General features: G+C 46.5%; 16 protein-coding genes. 8 read left to right on the top strand and 8 right to left on the bottom strand.

The features are described 5' to 3' along the window. The first annotated feature begins 4 nt into the window (after window positions 1-4). The 8 genes from uraD (at window position 5) to AB4371_RS17280 (ending at window position 6074) form a co-directional block, all read left to right on the top strand. Window positions 5-520, top strand: coding sequence for a 2-oxo-4-hydroxy-4-carboxy-5-ureidoimidazoline decarboxylase (uraD, locus tag AB4371_RS17315; protein ID WP_017061596.1), 516 nt, complete (start codon window positions 5-7; stop codon window positions 518-520). Window positions 521-643: 123 nt separating this feature from the next. Continuing rightward, on the top strand, window positions 644-1630 hold the full coding sequence (gene alc, locus AB4371_RS17310; protein ID WP_017069066.1) for an allantoicase: 987 nt from the start codon (window positions 644-646) through the stop codon (window positions 1628-1630). Window positions 1631-1644: 14 nt separating this feature from the next. Next, a complete protein-coding gene (locus AB4371_RS17305; protein WP_372150394.1) occupies window positions 1645-2205 on the top strand; it encodes an ureidoglycolate lyase in 561 nt (186 codons plus the stop codon). A gap of 14 nt (window positions 2206-2219) precedes the next feature. Further along, window positions 2220-3536 carry a urate hydroxylase PuuD gene (locus tag AB4371_RS17300; protein WP_061037654.1) on the top strand — a complete coding sequence of 439 codons (1317 nt, stop codon included), beginning with the start codon at window positions 2220-2222 and terminating at the stop codon, window positions 3534-3536. 348 nt (window positions 3537-3884) lie between these two features. Beyond that, the gene (locus tag AB4371_RS17295) at window positions 3885-4322 is read left to right on the top strand and encodes a hypothetical protein (protein WP_004732861.1); all 438 of its coding nucleotides are present in this window, start codon (window positions 3885-3887) and stop codon (window positions 4320-4322) included. A gap of 230 nt (window positions 4323-4552) precedes the next feature. Continuing rightward, window positions 4553-4792: a hypothetical protein gene (locus tag AB4371_RS17290; RefSeq protein ID WP_017086627.1), complete on the top strand. Its 240-nt coding sequence runs from the start codon at window positions 4553-4555 to the stop codon at window positions 4790-4792. A 16-nt stretch (window positions 4793-4808) separates the two neighbouring features. After that, the gene (locus AB4371_RS17285) at window positions 4809-5282 is read left to right on the top strand and encodes a GrpB family protein (protein WP_137002188.1); all 474 of its coding nucleotides are present in this window, start codon (window positions 4809-4811) and stop codon (window positions 5280-5282) included. A 267-nt stretch (window positions 5283-5549) separates the two neighbouring features. Then, window positions 5550-6074: a hypothetical protein gene (locus AB4371_RS17280; RefSeq protein WP_136982328.1), complete on the top strand. Its 525-nt coding sequence runs from the start codon at window positions 5550-5552 to the stop codon at window positions 6072-6074. On the opposite strand, the gene AB4371_RS17275 is transcribed toward AB4371_RS17280, so the two are convergent. The 8 genes from AB4371_RS17275 to AB4371_RS17240 form a co-directional block, all read right to left on the bottom strand. Continuing rightward, window positions 6071-6952, bottom strand: coding sequence for an AEC family transporter (locus tag AB4371_RS17275; RefSeq protein WP_372150393.1), 882 nt, complete (start codon window positions 6950-6952; stop codon window positions 6071-6073). The two genes, AB4371_RS17280 and AB4371_RS17275, sit on opposite strands and share 4 nt — an antisense overlap. Before the next feature lie 287 nt (window positions 6953-7239). Next, window positions 7240-8574: a guanine deaminase gene (guaD, locus tag AB4371_RS17270; RefSeq protein ID WP_372150392.1), complete on the bottom strand. Its 1335-nt coding sequence runs from the start codon at window positions 8572-8574 to the stop codon at window positions 7240-7242. Between the two features lie 59 nt (window positions 8575-8633). Further along, a complete protein-coding gene (gene xdhC, locus AB4371_RS17265; RefSeq protein WP_372100804.1) occupies window positions 8634-9515 on the bottom strand; it encodes a xanthine dehydrogenase accessory protein XdhC in 882 nt (293 codons plus the stop codon). Between the two features lie 67 nt (window positions 9516-9582). Beyond that, complete coding sequence (gene xdhB, locus AB4371_RS17260) at window positions 9583-11988, bottom strand: xanthine dehydrogenase molybdopterin binding subunit (RefSeq protein WP_108180032.1); 2406 nt, start codon at window positions 11986-11988, stop codon at window positions 9583-9585. Beyond that, window positions 11981-13426 (bottom strand): xanthine dehydrogenase small subunit, encoded by a 1446-nt coding sequence (gene xdhA / locus AB4371_RS17255; protein WP_032549154.1) that lies wholly within the window; start codon window positions 13424-13426, stop codon window positions 11981-11983. The genes xdhB and xdhA overlap by 8 nt, the downstream gene beginning before the upstream one ends. 510 nt (window positions 13427-13936) lie before the next feature. Next, window positions 13937-14671, bottom strand: a complete 735-nt coding sequence (locus tag AB4371_RS17250; RefSeq protein ID WP_017061609.1) for a GntR family transcriptional regulator — start codon at window positions 14669-14671, stop codon at window positions 13937-13939. A gap of 194 nt (window positions 14672-14865) precedes the next feature. After that, window positions 14866-15552 carry a DNA-3-methyladenine glycosylase I gene (locus AB4371_RS17245; protein WP_017067459.1) on the bottom strand — a complete coding sequence of 229 codons (687 nt, stop codon included), beginning with the start codon at window positions 15550-15552 and terminating at the stop codon, window positions 14866-14868. A gap of 89 nt (window positions 15553-15641) precedes the next feature. After that, on the bottom strand, window positions 15642-16157 hold the full coding sequence (locus tag AB4371_RS17240) for a GNAT family N-acetyltransferase (protein WP_372150391.1): 516 nt from the start codon (window positions 16155-16157) through the stop codon (window positions 15642-15644). Window positions 16158-16164 lie beyond the last annotated feature (7 nt).

Genomic DNA, 16164 nt, shown 5'->3' with positions numbered 1-16164 from the left:
TAACGTGACTGAATTTCGATCTTGCCAACCAACAACCATGAACCGCGATACCTTTGTCGCGCACTTTGCTGATGTGTACGAACACAGCCCATGGGTTGCTGAAGCGGTTTATGACCAAGGTTTGAATGCCGAAGATGATCATATCGAGAATCTTCATCTAAAAATGGCATCAACCTTGTTAAATGCCGACCAAGGCAAACAGTTGGCTTTGATCAATGCTCACCCAGATTTAGCGGGTAGAGCAGCAGTAAACGGCGAACTCACCGAGTCGTCGACCAAAGAACAAGCGGGGGCGGGCATCGACCAGTGCAGCGCCGAAGAATTTGAAAAATTCACTTCTTACAACAACAGCTACAAAAGTCGCTTCAATTTCCCTTTTATCATGGCGGTGAAGGGAGCCAATCGTTACCAAATTCTTGAGTCGTTCGAGATGCGATTAGGAAATGATAGTGAAACTGAGTTTGCTACGGCGATTCAAGAGATCAACAAGATCGCGATGTTTCGTCTCTGGGATATGTAAGTTAACGGAGTTAACAGCTATCTCAGCCCAGTCTTAGTGCGTTAAAGGTTTGATTTGTAAAAACATAAGCCACTAAGTTCTCATTTTATTATTACTTAATTAATTTCATAGGATTACACGGACATGACCCATAAATTTGAACAGTACATAAACCTTGCAGACGAAAAACTCGGCGCAGAAGCTATCTTCGCAACCGACGATTTTTTCGCAGATAAAAGCCGTCTACTCAGCCACGCAGCGCCAGAGTGGAAAGACGACTTATATGACGACAACGGCAAGTGGATGGACGGCTGGGAAAGCAGACGCAAACGCGGCGAAGGTTACGACTACTGTGTCGTTCGCCTTGGCCTAGCTGGCACCATTGCTGGCGTTGATATTGATACCTCATTCTTCACAGGTAACTTCCCACCTTCGGCATCAATTGACGCGTGTTATTCACCACAAGGTGAGCCAACAGATTCAACAGAGTGGCAAGAGATTCTGCCTTCAATGGCACTACAAGGCGATCATCATCATCTTGAAGACATCGAAAGCGACCAAGTATTTACGCACCTACGTTTGAACATCTACCCAGATGGCGGTGTCGCACGCTTACGTGTTTATGGCCGACCAAGCGTGGATTGGGACGCAATAGACTCTCAGCAACAAGTTGACCTAGCAGCCGTTGAGCACGGTGGCCGAGCACTCGCATGTAGCGATGAACATTATGGCAACAAAGCCAACATCTTAGGCCCTGGGCGCGGTGAAAACATGGGTGATGGCTGGGAAACAGCACGTCGTCGTACACCGGGTAACGACTGGGTAATCGTGGCATTAGGCCACCCAGGTAATATCGAACGTATCGTTGTGGATACGGCACACTTCAAAGGTAACTACCCAGACAGCTGCTCAATTCAAGCGGCTTACGTGAAAGGTGGCACCGACGACCAAGTTGAAACACAAAGCCTATTCTGGCGTGAACTCTTGCCAGCACAAAAACTGCAAGCACATGAAATTCACGAATTCATTTCTGAGGTTAACGACCTTGGTGCGATTACCCACGTACGTGCAAACATATTCCCAGATGGTGGTATCAGCCGTTTGCGTCTGTTTGGTACGAAAGCGAAATAGGTAAGGAAATGAGTATGAGTAATGGAATACGTCGTTTATCTATCGAACCGTTAACCAAGCAGGCTTTTGCAGAGTTTGGCGATGTTATCGAGTCCGATAATAGTGATTTCTTCATGATCAATAGTGGATCAACACGTCGCTACCACAAGCTAGCGACAACGGATGTGCAAGACCAAGATGGAGAAGCCATCATCAGCATCTTCCAGGCCACACCGTTGAGCTACCCACTGACCATCAAAATGTTAGAGCGTCATCCACTTGGCTCTCAGGCATTCATTCCATTACTTGGTCAACCCTATTTAATTGTTGTTGCGCCAAAAGGCGACGATCCAACATTAGCCAATAGCCGAGCTTTCTTGAGCAACGGTCGTCAAGGAGTGAACTATCACAAAGGGGTGTGGCATCACCCAGTGCTCGCCCTCACCGATCAAGACCAGTTCTTGATCGTCGATAGAGGCGGAGAAGGACATAACTGTGATGAAGTTTATTTTGAGAACGACCTAGTGGCATTGCATTTGGAAGATATGCCAACGGACGACAATAAGGAAGAGCAACGCTTAGCTAAAGCGTTGTGATACAGGAGTTTATTATGGATCCGCATATTACAGAATGGTTGAATTTAGCAATACGCTGGGCTCACATGATTGTTGGTGTTGCGTGGATAGGCGCATCATTTTACTTTGTTTGGTTAGAGAACAACCTTAACCGAGTAAACCCAAAAACTGGCCTTTCAGGCGACTTATGGGCAATTCACGGCGGTGGTATTTATCACCTAGAGAAGTACAAACTTGCGCCACCAGAGATGCCAGAGCACCTGCACTGGTTCAAATGGGAAGCTTACTTCACGTGGATCACCGGTGTGTGTCTACTGGGTGTGGTTTACTACCTCAACGCTGAAATTTACCTGATTGCACCGGGCTCTGGCCTTGATTCAACAACCGCAATCGCGATTGGTATTGGTTCATTCGTTGCCGGCTGGTTTATCTATGACTTACTGTGTGATTCGCCATTAGGCAAAACACCCGTGTTGCTTGGCGTTGTCCTGTTTGTGCTGCTCGTCGCAGCGACGTACGGCCTAACCCAAGTGTTCAGTGGTCGTGGTGCCTACATCCACGTGGGTGCCATCATTGGTACCATCATGGTCGGTAACGTATTCCGCGTTATCATGCCTGCGCAGCGTAACTTGGTGAAAGCGATAGAAGAGAAGCGCGAACCGGATCCGGCACTGCCAGCGAAAGGTTTACTGCGTTCTCGTCACAACAACTACATGACACTGCCAGTGCTGTTCATCATGATCAGTAACCACTTCCCAAGCACTTACGGCTCGGAATACAACTGGCTGATCCTTGCTGGTTTAGCGATCTTCAGTATCTTGGTACGTCACTACTTCAACACCCGCCACGGTAGCCAGAAGTTTGCATGGACAATACCAGTAGCAGCACTGGGTATGATCACGCTTGCGTTTGTTACCTCACCTTATGCGAAAAAACAGATGACTCCGGTTGTGCAAGCACCAGTGGTTCAAGAAGTGCAAGTCAGCGCGACTGAATCAGCGACAGAAGAGCTTGCTGCAAACGACACCGCTTCAACGACTAGTTCTCAGGCCGCACCAGCAGACCACGCAATGCAAACTGCTAGCGCAGGCGTCAGCTTTGAAACTATCAACAAAGTCATTCAAGAGCGCTGTTCTGTGTGTCACTCATCAACCCCGAGCCATGCTGCTTTTGCTGCTGCACCTGGTGGTGTGATGTTTGATACCCCAGAAGAGATTAAAGCCAACGTCCCAAGGATTGTTGCTCAAACCGTAACAACCAAGGTGATGCCGCTCGGCAACATGACTCAAATGACCGACGAAGAACGCGCACTGATCGGTACTTGGGTAGAGCAAGGCGCTACGCTTCAATAATGATGTGAATCCTTCACCTAAGAGCATGAGTCTTAGGTAAGGCTTGGGGAGAGTTTGGTTTACGGGCACGCGCCAAACTCATCCCACCCTGTTTCCCCGGTTCATATAACCGGGGCTTTTTGTTTTTGGACAAAGGTAATGCAGATTTATCATTCAGTTGGTGACTCTAGGTGCATATGTGGTTTAGAGTTCGAAGAATTGGGTTTTATTAAGTATTTTGGTGTAATCAAATCTTTATGTTACCTATGCTAACAATTTTACTTGATTATTCTTATTAAAGTTAAAGCTGTATTGAAATATCAAGTGTGCATCCACCTAAACTTGACCTAGGCATATAGGAAACCATTAATGAGTAACGTTATTCCATTTAGAAAGAAACCAACTTCAACTCAACACCCGAAAACAACGATTAAGATGAGCGATTGCCATTTTGAAGAAAATGGTATCGGTATGCTTTTAGGAGAAGGTGTAGAAGTTGAAATGGATACAACTACTTTCCTTAACAATGGCATGGGGATTGTTGCTGGCTCAACCGATGAAAAATTTCTTCAAGCGTTGTCTGAATCAAAACCTCAAGAAAGGCTAGGGTTTGCGAATGAACTAAATCAATTCGCTAGCATTCCAGATAAAGAACTACGTACACAAGAAATAGAGAAGTCTTCTATTTCCAGGAAATTATCTTCAATAGCCAATATTGCGACTGTCACAACTTGGCTTAATGAAGTTATTGAGGGCGTATCAAGCGTAGATTTTGAAGCGTTATTAAATACGATTATGGGTAGCTAGCGAGATAAAAACAGCTGAAGAGAACTTACTTAAGCTTGGTATCTCGCATAGGTGGCTTACAGTCTTTTAGCTATATCGTTTAGCAAGGAAGCTCTGTGAGTCATTGCATGTCGATAGTAAGTACTTACGTTTAAACTGATTCATTGCGTGCGCAGTCCTGTATAAGGTTCTTGATATGAATCTCTACCCATGGCACTTTTAGTCCAAATTGACTTTAGTTAGGACAAAAAATGGAAGACTTGATAGTCGCGTATTTTAGGGCATTGAGCTCATTCTTTAGGTATCTGTTTCAGTCGATATTGATTGAGTTCATTGGTTACGGAGCTGGCTGGATAGTTTGTAAAGTATTCACATTGGGGCGCTTCCCCCCATTGATTCCAACTGAAAAAGAGCGAACCAGAATCTCTTATATCGGAGCTATTAGCATCGTGTTGCTTCTGTTAGCAATTGGTGTGTTCAATAGTTTGTGATTCGGAGTAAGGATATATGAAATTTTATCCCGCGGAACAATACCAAGCAGCTTGCAACGAGCTGTTTATCCGATACGAACGTGACATCAAAAAGCTAATCCCTAACGCGAGAGTTGAGCACGTAGGTGCATCTTCTATTCCATCTGCAGTATCTAAAGGCGACTTGGATATATTCGTCGGTATTGAATCGAGTGAACTTGAGTACGCCATTGAACAACTCACAACACTCGGCTTCAATGAGAAACTCGATACCTTAAGAACGCCGGAGCTGTGCATGTTGGAGTCTACATCAGGACATGACGTGGCCTTGCAAGTAGTTGCCAATGGTTCTGAGTTCGAATGTTTTCTAAGGTTTCGTGACAAGCTACGTGCGAATCCGGCATTAGTGGAGCAATACAACACCCTCAAAATGTCTTGTGAAGGTTGGCCACAAGATGAATACCGCGAAAAGAAGTCGGCTTTTATCGAGCATGTGTTGGCTTTGAAATAACAACAAGTTTCGATTGGATATTATTCATCCAAATCCTAACTTTTTGTGCTGTTTTTACTTTCCTCTTACACTCTTTTCAAATATCGAATTTAGTATCAAATTTCTCTTTGTTATACAGGCAAGTCTCTCATTATGAAGAACTTCTTTGATAGCGAACTCATGCTCTCTAGCTCTTTGAATTTCGTTTTGCTATCGCTTGGGCTAACGCTCCTTTTTCATCTTCCGATTTGGTGTGGGTTCAACTTGAGCCGACGCAAATGGAAGCTTATGGATTATTTATGGCCGTTCTTGGCGGGTATCGGGATGCTGGGTGCAGTGTCTGAGATTCGTGCGAAAGTAGCGGGTGATTGGGTTGAAACCGAACAAACTAGAGCGGTGGCGATTTTAGAATCGGTTCAGCAGTTTTCTTTGGATAAATTAAGAAGCGACATCTGTACAGGTCAGCCATCTTTGGACTCTCACGGGCAACACCATGAGGCGTGTTTATGGTATTTGAACACGGCGATCACGTTCAAAGATGTCGATTTCACCTTGTTACCCAACGCATCGGATTTTACGGTTCCTGCGCCGAGCGTGTCGCTGGTTGAAAGCGATGCCGTGTGGGTGGATGGTATGCTGAGTCAGTATGAGAAGCAGAAAAACCAATACATAAAAACCAGAGAAGCGCAGGTGAAGCAGCCATTAGAAAGCCTCTTCTGGTATGTGAGTCCTTACTTAGTCTGTTTCGCTATTGCTCTGCGCCTTACTAAAGTGACGGCAGAGCTTAAACTGGATAAGTGCGTAAACAATTAACTCGACATAGACAGCGCGAACGACAGTAAAATAGGCAAGGTAACCACACTTAGGAAGTTGCCGAACAACACCATAGATGCGACTTTAGGCGGCTCGACATTGAACCGTTCAGCGAACAGGTAGTTCATCACGGCAGGTGGCAGCATGGTGAACAGCACCATCATTTGTAGGTGCAGCGTTGGCAGCGGGATAAAGAAGTAGATGATGGCGAAGGCGATGGCACCAGTAAACAGCGATTGAGCCGTACACAGCAAGCCAACTTTGAGTCCGCTTAGCTTCAAGTTCACCATTTGCGAACCCAACGACAACAGCATGATAGGCACGGCTGCTTGTCCAAGCAGTGAAGTGGCTTCGTAGATAGGATTCCAAACCGCAATGCCAGATAGGTTCAACGTCATCGCTAATGCGGCGGCTAAGAATATCGGCATCTTGAGGATCTGTTTGAGCGGATTACCTTCACTCAATAGCGCTAAACCGACACTAATGTGCACGCATGCCGATACCACAAACAGCAATACCGCAGGGGCTAATGCACTCTCACCAAAGGTATACGTGAATAGGGGAATCGCGAGGTTGCCACTGTTGCGGAACATATGTGGTGGCGCCCAAGCTTTGAAGTTGAGCTTAAACAGTTTACAGATCGGAATCATCAACAGTGCTGGCACTAGCACTGCCACCAAAGAGGCAGAGATCAGTGGCAGTTGCTCGGTGTCGAGGGGCATGGTGGTCAGGGATGCAAACACCAAAGCAGGAATACAAACATCCATGTTGATACGATTGATCGGTTTGAAATCGGGTTTGAGCCAACGGCCGACCGCAAAGCCAGCACTGGCTAAAGCAAAAACGGGAAACAGAATGCTGACGACCTGTTCGAACATAGAATTCCTTTCTAGATTGAGTGCTTCCATTTAGCTGAGAAACGAATGTTTTAGAGAGACGCTAAAGTGAAGTATGAAGTCGATATGTATAAACATTAACCTATCAATATAATGACTTGGCGTCACCGAAGATCGTTGTTTGTGAACGGTTAATTTATATTTCTTTGAATGAAGCACAAAAAAGACCAGTGGCATCAGCAACTGGTCTTTCAAGGCTAGATAAATCTGGACGGATTTTTAATGAACGACGGCTGTCGCTGTCTAGCGATTGTTACTCGGTTTTCAGTCTAGCTAACGAGCTTTTGATAATCTTTGAAATTCACATCGTAGGCTTTCTCGCCGTAGATGTAAGTCTCGCTGACGGTTCTGTCGTCACCTAGGCTCATCAATACAAATAGCTTCTCTTCAAGCTTGGTCGCTTGTTCCATTCTAAAGCGCATCAATTGTGTGGCGTGTAAGTCCAACACCACGAAATCGGCTTCTTTTCCTACTTCAAAGTTGCCAATCTTGTCTTCTAAATGCAGTGAACGTGCACCACCTAATGTGGCTAAGAATAGCGACTTAGCTGGGTGCAATTTCTTATGTTGAAGCTGCATGATCTTGTACGCTTCACTCATGGTCTGCAGGATGGAGAAGCTAGTGCCTGCGCCGACATCAGTCCCCATACCAACACGAATGCCGTGCTCTTCCATTTCTGGTAATCGGAATAAACCTGAGCCTAAGAACAGGTTAGAGGTCGGGCAGAAAGCAATGGCAGATTCCGTGTCGGCTAGGCGCTTACATTCGCAATCAGACAAGTGAATGCCATGGGCGAAAACCGAACGTTTGTGCAGTAGGCCATAGTGGTCATACACATCCAAATAGCTGTCGCGCTCTGGGAACAGTTCTTTTACCCATTCAATCTCTTTCTCGTTTTCAGAAAGGTGCGTGTGCATATACACATCTGGGTACTCTTCTAGCAATTTACCAACGGTAGCCAATTGTTCTGGTGTACTGGTTGGCGCGAAACGAGGTGTCACGGCATAAAGCAAACGGCTGCGGTTGTGCCATTTCTCAATCAGTTCTTTGGAGTCGGCGTAGCCAGATTCTGGCGTGTCGGTGAGGTAATCAGGCGCATTGCGATCCATCAAAACCTTACCCGCGATCATACGTAGGTTGCGCTTCTCCGCTTCTTCAAAGAAAACGTTAACCGACTCTTTGTGTACCGTGCCGAACACGAGTGCCGTGGTGGTACCGTTACTTGCTAATTCGTCTAGGAATAGCTTCGCCACTTTGTGTGCGTAGACTGGGTTTTTGAAGCGCTTTTCTTCTGGGAAGGTGTAGTTCTCTAACCAATCAAGAAGTTGCTCACCGTAAGACGCGATCATCCCTGTTTGAGGGTAGTGGATGTGCGTATCAATAAAGCCAGAGGTGATCAGCTTGTCTTTGTATTCTTTGACTTCGAGTGTTTTAGGTTGGCGAGCCAATACCTCGTCGACATGGCCCAAGTCGACGACATGGCCGTTCTCAACCACTAAAACACCGTCTTCAAAATAGTCGTAAGACTCATCGATGCCGACGTCTTTTGGGTCGGCGACGCTGTGTAAAATACTGGCGCGATAAGCTTTGCGTTGCGTTGTCATGTTTACTTCCTTTTAATGACTTCAGCGACGTTATGGCCACTGAAGCTTTGCGACTTGTGTTAGGCGATCTTCTCTTCCAATGGTGGTTCGCCTACGTCGCTTGGTTGACTGTGTTGATCGGTCAAACCCTGATTTCGATATTGTTTGGTTGGGCGCTTTTGTTCAAGCGCTTGGCCTTGATAGTGTGCGATCAGTTCACCCGCAACCGATACCGCAATTTCGGCAGGATGTTTGCCATTCACGGCGCTAATGCCAATCGGGCAAAGCATGGTTTCGATTTGTTCTTGGCTGTAGCCGCGCTGCTCTAAGCGGAAGTCGAACTTCTTACGCTTGGTAAGCGAGCCGATCATGCCAAAGTAACGGCTGTCTTCACGGTCAATAATGGCTTTGGTTAGGTCAAAATCGAGCTGGTGGTTGTGCGTCATCACAAGGTAATAACTGTTTGGTTGCATGTGTTTCACTTCGCCAACCGGATCGTCTGAGACAAGCTTCTTCACACCGTGTGGCAGCGCTTCAGGGAATACTTCTTCACGTTCATCAATCCAGGTCACACGGAAGGGCAGGGTTGCGACAATGTGCAGCAGCGCTTTGGCAACATGGCCTGCGCCGAATAGCACAAGGTGGTTTTGCTGAGTGCCAATCGGTTCAAAGCTTAATGTTGCCATTCCGCCACAACACTGGCCCAAACGAGCGCCTAGGTTAAAACGTTCCACTTTGAGCGACTTTTCACTGGCAATCAGCATCTCTCGAGCCATTTTAGTGGCCACATGTTCAAGGTGACCACCACCAATCGTAGCGATGATTCGGTCACGAGTGACAAGCATCTTGGTGCCCGCATCACGTGGCACTGAGCCTCTGTCTTCAAGCACTGTCACCATGACACATGGTTCGTAGCTCTCTTCCAGCTTTGCCAGTTCGTGAATCCAATTATCCTTAAACATATGTCCTCCTAAATCCCTTCTGTGCTTCCTAAGCTGTTTATTACGCCCTATGCCATATCTGTCAGCTCTAAGCCGTTTCTGATTGAGCATCGACCGAAGTCGGGGCTGTTTCAGAGACTTCCTGAATCGCCATCAAAATACGCTCTGGCGTTGCTGGTGTGTTGAGCTTAGGAATCGCTCCATCAACGGCCACGTAGCTAATCGCATCTTTCAATGCACTCCATACCGACATACCCAACATGAAAGGTGGCTCACCCACGGCTTTCGAGTTGAATACTGTGTCTTCTGGGTTGCTGCGGTTTTCCAAAAGGTGCGTTCTGAAATCAATTGGCATATCAGCAATCGCAGGGATTTTGTAGCTTGCAGGGCCGTTGGTCATTAAGCGGCCTTGCTGGTTCCACACCAACTCTTCCGTTGTTAACCAACCGACACCTTGTACAAAGCCACCTTCGACTTGGCCGATATCAATCGCCGGGTTCAATGAAGCGCCTACGTCATGCAGAATATCGACACGCAGAATCTTGTTCTCGCCAGTCAGGGTATCGATGATGACTTCTGAACAAGAAGCACCATAGGCGTAGTAGTAGAACGGACGACCACGCGCCTTCTCGTGATCGTAATAGATCTTCGGAGTGCGATAGAAGCCAGTGCTTGATAGCGAGATTTGGTTGAACCAAGCCAGTTCAACAAATGAGTTGAAGGTCATGATTTCGTCGCGGATCTGCACCATGCCGTTTTTAAACACCACTTCTTCAGGCCACACTTTGAAGTGCGAAGAAGCGAAGTCGATCAGGCGCTGCTTAATGGTTATTGCGGCGTTTTGCGCGGCCTTACCGTTGAGGTCGGCGCCCGATGAGGCTGCGGTTGGTGATGTGTTCGGAACTTTGTCTGTGTTTGTAGCGGTGATCTGGATACGTTCGACATCGACTTGGAACTCCTGTGCAACGATTTGTGCCACTTTGATGTTCAAGCCTTGCCCCATTTCCGTACCACCGTGATTCAAATGAATACTGCCATCGGTGTAGATATGGATGAGCGCACCTGCTTGGTTCAAGAAAGTCGCAGTAAACGAGATGCCGAATTTCACTGGTGTGATAGCAAGGCCTTTCTTCAAGATAGGGCTTTGCCTGTTGAACTCAGCGATTTCTTTACGACGTGCGTGATAGTCACTGCTGCGTTCAAGCTGTTCGGTTATCTCAGGTAAAAAGTTGTCTTCAACGGTTTGGTAGTAATGGGTCACATTACGGCCTTCTTCGCCGTAGTAGTTCGCTTTACGTACTTCCAAAGGATCTTTTTTCAGGTAACGCGCAATCTCGTCCATGATGTGTTCAATCGTCATCATGCCTTGCGGGCCACCAAAGCCACGGTAAGCGGTGTTCGATGCGGTATTGGTTTTGCATCGATGACCGACCACAGTTGCATCGCCTAGATAATAAGCGTTGTCTGAGTGGAACATCGCGCGGTCGACAATAGAACTTGATAAGTCTGGTGAGTAACCACAGTTACCTGCAACGGTAATGTCGGCACCTTGAATCACACCGTTGTCGTCAAAACCGACTGTATATTGATTGTAGAACGGGTGGCGTTTACCTGTTTGCTGCATGTCTTCATTACGCAGCAGACGCATTTTGGTCGGTCGGCCTGTAAGGTGGGCAATCACCGCAGCCATACAGGCTGGAGAGGCTGCTTGAGTCTCTTTACCACCGAAACCACCACCCATACGACGCATATCAATCACGACTTTGTGCATCGGCACGCCAATCACTTCCGCAACCAGCTTTTGAACTTCGGTCGGGTTCTGTGTAGAGGTGTAGACGATCATGCCGCCGTCTTCGGTTGGCATTACACTACTGATTTGAGTTTCTAGATAGAAGTGCTCTTGGCCACCGATCTCTAGGTCACCAGAGATCACGTGTTTCGCTTTTTTCAGTGCTGCTTTTGAGTCACCACGCTGTTGAGTGTGGCTTTCTGTTACGAAGTGCTCTTTTGCCAGCGCTTCTTTCACATCAAGAATGGCTGGTAGCTCTTCGTATTCAATAACGGCTGCGTGCGCGGCTTTGCGTGCGGTTTCTAGATCGTTAGCTGCCACAGCAATCACAGGTTGGCCGTAGTATTCTACTTTGCCATCGGCAAGCAGTGGGTCGCCCGGTAGGATTGCACCAATGTCCAATTCACCTGGTACGTCTTTGGCTTGAATGGCAATCGCCACGCCTTCAAATTCGTAACACGGTGATAAATCTATATTGGTAATGTTCGCGTGTGCTTGAGTGCTCAGGCGTGCGTAGACGTGCAGCTGATTTGGGAACTCTAGGCGGTCGTCAATGTATACCGCTTCGCCCGTGACTTGCTTGGCTGCACTGTCGTGTTTTACGCTTTTACCTACGCCAGTTTTTAGGTCTTGTTTTGCAATGGTAACCATCTCTTCGTGGGTCATCGCATTGCTCTTGTGAACAGAGGAATTTGATTTAGACATAAGACGTTACCCTTGTTTCGATTTGGTTGTTTTTGTTCTGCTGTTCAATGAAGTAACGACGCAACATATTGGCTGCCGACAATGAACGGTATTCTTGGCTGGCACGGAAATCAGATAGCGGCTCAAAGTCGTTATACAGTTCCTGCATCGCTAACTTAATATTAGCGTCTGTCCATGGTTTGCCTAATAACGTATTTTCACAACGCGCCGCGCGCTTAGGTGTTGCAGCCATACCGCCGAAAGCGATACGAGCGTAAGAAACCTTGCCGTCTTCGATTTGAATATCAAACGCACCACACACCGCAGAGATGTCGTCGTCTAAACGTTTAGACAGTTTGTAAGCTCGGAAGCTGTCGTTAGTTGGCTTAGGAATGATGATCTGTTCAATGAACTCACTCTCTTTTTGCGCCGTCACTTTGTAGCTGATGAAGTAATCTTCAATCGGCATGGTGCGTGACTCGTCACCGCAACGAAGTTTGATCTTTGCGTTAAGGGCAATCAGCAGAGGAGGGGTGTCACCGATAGGCGAAGCATTCGCTACATTACCGCCGATGGTGCCTTGGTTACGCACTTGCAGTGAAGCAAAGCGATGCAGCAGTTCACCAAAATCTGGGTAGTGTTTTTTCAATAGTGAGTAAGAATCACTGATAGGCAGGTTGGCACCAATGATTAGATCGGTGTCGGTCTCTTCACATACCTTCATGTCTTCAACAAGGTTCACGCTGATCAGTGTTTCAATCTCACGATGGAATTGCGTCACTTCCAGCGCTAAATCCGTACCGCCAGCAACCAGCTTAGCGTTCGGGTGGGCTTGAAAAAGCTTGGCCAACTCATCGGTGCTTTTTGGGGAAAAAGCGGTGAGGTGACCAAGGCGTAAGTTGGCCTCAGTGTCTTGAATGCTTTCTAGCTTCTTGATGGTGTTGCGTTCAAGTTCAGCAAATTGGTCGATCAAAGGTTGGTCTGTTGAAAGTGACATCGCAGCATCAACAATTGGTCGGTAGCCTGTACAACGACATAGGTTACCCGCCAGTGATTCCATGACGTCTTCTTTGCTCGCATCGGGTTTGTTTTTGCCTAGCGCAAACATCGACATGATGAAGCCCGGCGTGCAGTAACCACACTGTGAACCGTGAAAATCAACCACCGCTTTTTGCACTGGGTGCAATGAGCGATCTCGATTTTGCAGATCTTCTACTGTGATCAGTTGCTTGCCATGCAGCGCTGAAACGAACGTAAGGCAAGAGTTCACCGAGCGGTATTGCAGTTGTCCATCAACCACTTCACCCAGAACTACCGTACATGCGCCACAGTCGCCCGACCCACAACCTTCTTTTGTACCCGTCTTATTTATCTTGGTACGAAGGTAGTTGAGCACTGTCATATTTGGCGACAGATTATCTTCGCGTCTTATTTCCTGATTGAGCAAAAAAGTAATCAAGAGACCTCCTTGTAAATCGACATATTTCCATGTGTATTCTTTTTGACTTCTAGGTTAATAATTATCCATCCTGACCCTGTGGTCAACTATTTATTTACAAAAATGCAACAAATAGTCTTTTGTGAAGATTGTATACAATTTAATGTTGACTTTAGTTGTCTGTTTTATAAGGAGTTTAATTGAAGGTGAACAGTTTTATGGTGTGAATGAATGGATAGCTATGTATACAAGATAAAGGCAAGATTTATGGCACTGTGGGAAGTGATTCTGTAGAGGCTAAGATCGTTGTTGAGGGCAGAATAGACAGTATTTTTAGATGGATGTGAGTCGATCGTCGTCTTTATTTTTAGGGGAGAGGGCATAAAAAAGAGAAGTAAACACTAAGGCTTACTTCTCTCCAATTTTGTTAACGAAAAGCTGTTAACAAAAAGCTGTTAACGAAAAGCTGTTAATAAAAAGCTGTTAACAAAAAGTTGTTGAATGATGGTTATTAATCATATGTTGAATCTTCTATGACTTACTCTTAAGCAGATCTGAGAACACGACATGCAGATCACTAGAAGCTGTGCTGCTGTCTAGGTTGAGCTTCGAACGAATATGGCTTAGGTGTTCTTGCATCAACTCTACGGCTTGTTGTTCATTGCCTGACTCTATCGCATCCAGTAAGCCTGAGTGTTCGTCTAGAGAACAGTTCGAGTGGTTGCCCGTTTCGTACTGAGCGATCAGCAGTGAAGTTTGCGATACCAAGCTGCGTTGGAAAGCCAGCAGTGGCGCGTTTTCGGCCATTTCGGCCAGTTTGATGTGGAATTCACCAGACAAGCGTAAGCCGGAGCCGTAGTCACCTTGGTCGAAAGCACAGTTCTCTTTCGCGACTAATTTTCTACACTCTTCTATTTGAGCTTTGGTTGCGTTTTTCACCGCCAGCTCAGTGATAGCAATTTCCATCACTTCACGTGCTTTAAAGATCTGTTTGGCTTCGTCAACCGTTGGCGCAGCAATCACGGCTCCTCGGTTAGGACGGATCACCACAACTTGTTCTAAAGAAAGACGCAGTAAGGCACGGCGGATAATGGTGCGGCTAACGCTAAAGATTTCTGCTAACGCTTCTTCGCTTAATTTGGTGGCTGGTGGCAGCCTTTGTTCTAGTATCGCGTCGAAGATATGGCAGTAAACAACATCGTCTTGAGTCTGGCCTGTTACTTTCGTTTTTACACCTTTGGAGACAGAGTTTTTGAGAACTGTCATAGAGATAAGGACCCTTGTTTAGTCGAGTTGGGTTGGTCGAGAATAATTCATGAGTATTACTCTATATTGTATACATTTATCTATACAATGCCACCGGATGAAAGTGCGATGCACGCTTATTTGTTAATGACTTATAACATTTTGTTTGCAGGGAACTGTGTGCAATCTTTAGCTTTAAGTCATTCGCCCTAAAACTAGACGCGATTATCGCCGCAGCTGTACGCCACGATCTGGCTGATTTCGCTCAGGCTACGACCTGACTGTTGCTGCCATTCGTTGAAGGCTTTACCCGCTGCCAGTTGTGCTCGCTTGGTGTTACGACCGCTATCAACCACGTCTGTGCTGCGTAGGTGTGCTTCAACATCTGATGACAAGATGAAGGTATCTTTACCCATTTGGCGCAGAGTGTAGGCACCAGTGTTACCGCCTAATCGCTTGCCGTGTTTCTTCAGATAATCCCAAAGTTCAGTGATACGTTCTGATGGCCAGTCGGCAACCATTTGTGAGAAGGAATCCGCCTCACGCTTAGCATTGTGGATCATGGTGGCATTGGCAGGGATAGTCATTACCTTAGTCAGGTGACGAATAATGCGCGGGTCTTGCGCTTTTTGTTCCCACATTTCATTCGGCAGCATCAGCATTTTTTCGATATTGAATTCAAAGAACACTTCTTCAAATTGCGGCCATTTCTTCCTCACTACATTCCATGAAATACCACACTGGAATACTTTTTCAGTAAAGGCGGCTAGCCAACGATCGTCGGTGATTTGTGATAGCTCGGCTTGTGAAAGGGGCGCTCGAACAATTTTTTCGAGTTCGGCCGCTCCGCCTTTGCGGTGAGCTGCACGTTGGTAAATAGTATCGAATTTTTCTTGGGTCATTGAAGGTTCCAAATTACATCTGTGTAGCCAATGCTTAATGATATGGGGTTGAATCTAGCAATTAAAACCAGTTTGTTGATCAAAACAAACTAGCAGAGCTTTAATTCCATCTGATACAAGGGCCACGTTTTGCCATTGAACTCTTTGACGCTCGGCTCTTTGTCGACCACCTGAAAGCCGGCTTTGTCGTAGCAACGTTTTGCTCCGATATTCTGCTGAAATACCGCCAAGCTGATGGTGGTGACATCGGGTATTTCTTTCGCCGCTTCTAATGCACTCTCTATCATGGATTGCCCAAGCCCTTTGCCTCGTTGGTTTGGGTGAATGGCCACTCGGCAGAATCGAAGTTCACTGTCTGACATACGTTGAAACTCCATAAACCCGATCAGTTCAGTGTGATTGCCGTTCGAATTCAGTTCAGAGAGAGCACTAGACTCAGAGAAGGTATATAGCTCAACTTGAGGCTCTTGAGAACGTTCGATGATGGAGGCGGCTTCTAACGGCCAACCAAAGGTTCGTCCGCCCCACAGTACATAGTCTTCGAGTGATGTGAACCAAGTGACGATCTCATTGGCATCGGAGGCTTTAAAGCGGTTTATTTCCATATCCTTG

The organism is Vibrio sp. 10N.261.51.A3, from assembly GCF_041471965.1.
Taxonomy (GTDB): Bacteria; Pseudomonadota; Gammaproteobacteria; order Enterobacterales; family Vibrionaceae; genus Vibrio; species Vibrio crassostreae_C.
This window is presented reverse-complemented; position numbering and strand designations above follow the sequence as displayed.